This window comes from Streptomyces sp. FH025 (assembly GCF_017427025.1).
Lineage (GTDB): Bacteria > Actinomycetota > Actinomycetes > Streptomycetales > Streptomycetaceae > Kitasatospora.
On sequence record NZ_JAFLNG010000741.1, the window covers coordinates 1 to 3,635 of the forward strand.

Genomic DNA, 3,635 nt, shown 5'->3' on the forward strand with positions numbered 1-3,635 from the left:
CGCCGACGCCGACGGCCCGCCACTCCGGAGGAGTGACGGGCCGTCGGGCACCGCAGGTCTACCGCGCGTCAGCGGCTCCGGACACCGGCCGCCAGCTCCCTGGCCTGCGCCCGCACGCCGTCCAGCGCCGCCGCCTCGTCGTCCCCGGCCGCCAGGATCCGCTTCACGAAGGCCGACCCCACGATCACGCCGTCCGCGAACCGCGCGACCTCGGCCGCCTGCTCGGCGTTCGAGACCCCGAGCCCGACGCAGACCGGCAGGTCCGTCGTGGCCCGGGTCCGGGCGACCAGGTCCTCGGCCATCGAGCCGACCGCCGAGCGGGTGCCGGTCACGCCCATCACCGCGGCCGCGTACACGAACCCGCTGCCCGCCGCCGTGACCTCGGCCAGCCGCTCGTCCTTGCTGCTCGGCGCGACCACGAACACGGTGTCTAGCCCGTGCTCGCCCGCCGCCTTGCGCCACTCCTCGGACTCCTCCACCGGCAGGTCCGGCAGGATGCACCCGGCCCCGCCCGCCGCGGCCAGGTCGGCGGCGAACCGCGCCACGCCGTAGCGGTCGACGGGGTTCCAGTACGTCATCACCAGCACCGCCGCCTCGGGGTGCGCGGTGGCGACCTCCCGGACGGTGCGCAGCACGTCCTTGATCCGCACGCCGCCGCGCAGCGCGATGTCGTCGGCGGTCTGGATGACGGCGCCGTCCAGCACCGGGTCGGAGTGCGGCAGGCCGACCTCGACCACGTCGCAGCCGCCCTCGATCAGCGCGTTGATCGCCCGGATGCCGCCGTCGACGGTCGGGAAGCCGGCCGGCAGGTAGCCGATCAGCGCGGCACGGCCCTCGGCCTTGGCGGCCGCCAGACTGCTGCTGAGCTTCGAAGCCATGATCACTTACCCCCGTTGGCGGCGTCGTCTGCGGAAGCGGTTCCGGCGCCCGGCTCGTCGTACAGCCCGAAGTACTCCGCCGCCGTGTGCATGTCCTTGTCCCCGCGCCCCGAGAGGGAGACCAGGATGGTCGCCTCCGGCCCGAGCTCGCGGCCCAGCTCCAGCGCCCCGGCGAGCGCGTGCGCGCTCTCGATGGCCGGGATGATGCCCTCGGTGCGGGACAGCAGCCGCAGCGCCTGCATCGCGGCGTCGTCGGTGACCGGCCGGTACTCGGCCCGGCCGGTGTCCTTCAGCCAGGCGTGCTCCGGCCCGACGCCCGGGTAGTCCAGGCCCGCCGAGATGGAGTGCGACTCGATGGTCTGGCCGTCCTCGTCCTGGAGGACGTAGGTGCGGGAGCCGTGCAGCACCCCGGGGTCGCCCTTGGTGAGGGTGGCCGCGTGCCTGGGCGTGTCGGCGCCCTCGCCGGCCGCCTCGCAGCCGATCAGCCGCACGCCGGCGTCCGGGATGAACTCGTGGAAGATGCCCATCGCGTTGGAGCCGCCGCCGACGCAGGCGACCACCGCGTCGGGCAGCCGCCCGGTGCGGTCGAGCACCTGCTGCCGGGCCTCGACGCCGATCACCCGGTGGAAGTCGCGGACCATCATCGGGAAGGGGTGCGGCCCGGCGACGGTACCGAACAGGTAGTGGGTGGAGTCGACGTTGGCGACCCAGTCCCGGAACGCCTCGTTGATGGCGTCCTTGAGCGTGCGGCTACCGGACTTGACGGCCACCACCTCGGCGCCGAGCATCCGCATCCGGGCGACGTTGAGCGCCTGGCGCTGGGTGTCGACCTCGCCCATGTAGATGGTGCAGTCGAAGCCGAACAGCGCGCAGGCGGTGGCGGTGGCCACGCCGTGCTGCCCGGCGCCGGTCTCGGCGATGATCCGGGTCTTGCCCATCCGCCGGGTGAGCAGGGCCTGGCCCAGCACGTTGTTGATCTTGTGCGAGCCGGTGTGGTTGAGGTCCTCGCGCTTGAGCAGGATGCGCGCCCCGCCCGCCTCGGCGGAGAAGCGGTGCACGTCGGTCAGCGGGCTCGGGCGGCCGGTGTAGTCCTTGAGCAGCGCGTCGAGCTCGGCGGCGAAGGCCGGGTCGGCCTTGGCCTTCTCGTACTCCTCGGCGACCTGCTCGACCGCGGCGACCAGCGCCTCGGGGATGAAGCGGCCGCCGTACGCGCCGAAGTAGCCGCGGGCGTCCGGCACCTGGGCGCCGGGCAGGTAGTCCTTCTCGGACATGGTGGTTTCCCTAGGACGGAGATTGGATGGCGTGACGTCGATCGGCTGGGTTCCAGCCGTGCGTCACGCGCCATCGCCGCCCCGGCACCTGCCCCGGCTCGCAGCCGATGACGTACCGCACCCGACGCCCCAGCACCCGGCGTGCGGGTGCGCGGCAGCCGCGCGGGCGGCAGCCGGGGGCGAGTCGGGTGGCGATCTTCATCCGGGCCGCGTCAGTCCTTGTGCCGCACGGCCGGGTGCGCCCCGGCCGCGACCAGGTCGGCGACCGCGGCGCGCGGGTCCCGGCCGGTCACCAGGGCCTCGCCGACCAGTACCGCGTCGGCGCCCAGGTTGGCGTAGTTGATCACGTCCAGCGGTCCGCGCACACCGGACTCGGCGACCTTGACGACGCCGTCCGGAATGGCGTGGGCCACGTTCTCGAAGGTGTTGCGGTCCACCTCGAGGGTCTTGAGGTTGCGGGCGTTGACGCCGATGATCCGCGCCCCGGCGTCCACCGCGCGCTTGATCTCCTCCTCGTCGTGCACCTCGACCAGCGGCGTGAGGCCGATCGACTCGGCGCGCTCGATCAGCGACACCAGGGCCGGCTGGTCGAGGGCCGCGACGATCAGCAGGGCGAGGTCGGCGCCGTGCGCGCGGGCCTCCCACAGCTGGTAGGCGGTGACGATGAAGTCCTTGCGCAGCAGCGGGGTGTCCACCGCGGCGCGGACGGTGTCGAGGTCGGCGAGCGACCCGCCGAAGCGGCGCTGCTCGGTCAGCACGCTGATCGCGGCGGCACCGCCGGCCGCGTAGTCGCGGGCCAGGGCGGCCGGATCGGCGATCGCGGCCAGAGCGCCCTTGGACGGGCTGGAGCGCTTCACCTCGCAGATCACCCGGACCCCGTCGCCCTTGAGGGCGGCGACGCCGTCCTTGGCCTCCGGGGCCTTGGCCGCGAGCTCCTTGAGCGCGTCCAGGGAAACCCGGGCCTGCCGCTCGGCGAGGTCCTCACGGACCCCTTCGATGATCGTGTCGAGCACACTCACTCGGGAGCCCCCATCTCTGATCTGCCGGTCCGCCAGTCCTTGACACTGGTTCGCCGGCGCGAGCCGGACGGGCGGGGGCCCGTCGGCACTTCGATGGTATCGGCACCCGGGGGCGCGCAGCGCATCCACCCGGCGTGCGTCTCGCGGAACGGGACGCTCCGGCCGTGGCCCCCAACTGCGGCTTCACCGGATCCGCACCCCGTCCGCCCCGGCCGGCTCACACCACCGGCGGCGCCAGACCGGCCCCCACCGGCAGGTTCCGGACCACCGCGAACACCAGCACCAGCAGGACGATCAGCGCCCAGCGCCGGGCCCCGACCGAGACCCTCGGCGGCGGCCCGCCGGTCAGCGCGGCCCAGCCCCAGCGCAGCCAGAGCACCGCCAGGACGCCGAACAGCAGGACGGCCACGGCGTTGTCGTGCAGGGCCCCGGTGAGGTCCCCGTGGGCCAGCGCGTGGACGCAGCGC

5 protein-coding genes are annotated in these 3,635 nt (G+C 74.1%); all 5 read right to left on the minus strand.

Annotated features, from left to right (window positions below; all coding sequences use genetic code 11):
* Window positions 1-68: 68 nt before the first annotated feature.
* Complete coding sequence (gene trpA / locus J0670_RS33045; RefSeq protein WP_207815849.1) at window positions 69-878, minus strand: tryptophan synthase subunit alpha; 810 nt, start codon at window positions 876-878, stop codon at window positions 69-71.
* A 2-nt stretch (window positions 879-880) separates the two neighbouring features.
* Window positions 881-2,149 carry a tryptophan synthase subunit beta gene (gene trpB, locus J0670_RS33050; protein WP_207815851.1) on the minus strand — a complete coding sequence of 423 codons (1,269 nt, stop codon included), beginning with the start codon at window positions 2,147-2,149 and terminating at the stop codon, window positions 881-883.
* 10 nt (window positions 2,150-2,159) lie between these two features.
* Window positions 2,160-2,351, minus strand: coding sequence for a tryptophan biosynthesis modulator TrpM (gene trpM, locus J0670_RS39660; RefSeq protein WP_243437871.1), 192 nt, complete (start codon window positions 2,349-2,351; stop codon window positions 2,160-2,162).
* Window positions 2,352-2,361: 10 nt separating this feature from the next.
* Window positions 2,362-3,168, minus strand: coding sequence for an indole-3-glycerol phosphate synthase TrpC (trpC, locus tag J0670_RS33055; protein WP_207815853.1), 807 nt, complete (start codon window positions 3,166-3,168; stop codon window positions 2,362-2,364).
* Window positions 3,169-3,385: 217 nt separating this feature from the next.
* Window positions 3,386-3,635 (minus strand): DUF2752 domain-containing protein (locus tag J0670_RS33060; protein ID WP_207815855.1); only part of this gene is annotated, 250 nt, incomplete at its 5' end.

Excerpts from the sequence above, each read along its gene's own strand:
- trpA (WP_207815849.1), bottom strand. The coding sequence starts at position 878 with ATGGCTTCGAAGCTCAGCAGCAGTCTGGCGGCCGCCAAGGCCGAGGGC.
- trpB (WP_207815851.1), bottom strand. The coding sequence starts at position 2,149 with ATGTCCGAGAAGGACTACCTGCCCGGCGCCCAGGTGCCGGACGCCCGC.
- trpM (WP_243437871.1), bottom strand. The coding sequence starts at position 2,351 with ATGAAGATCGCCACCCGACTCGCCCCCGGCTGCCGCCCGCGCGGCTGC.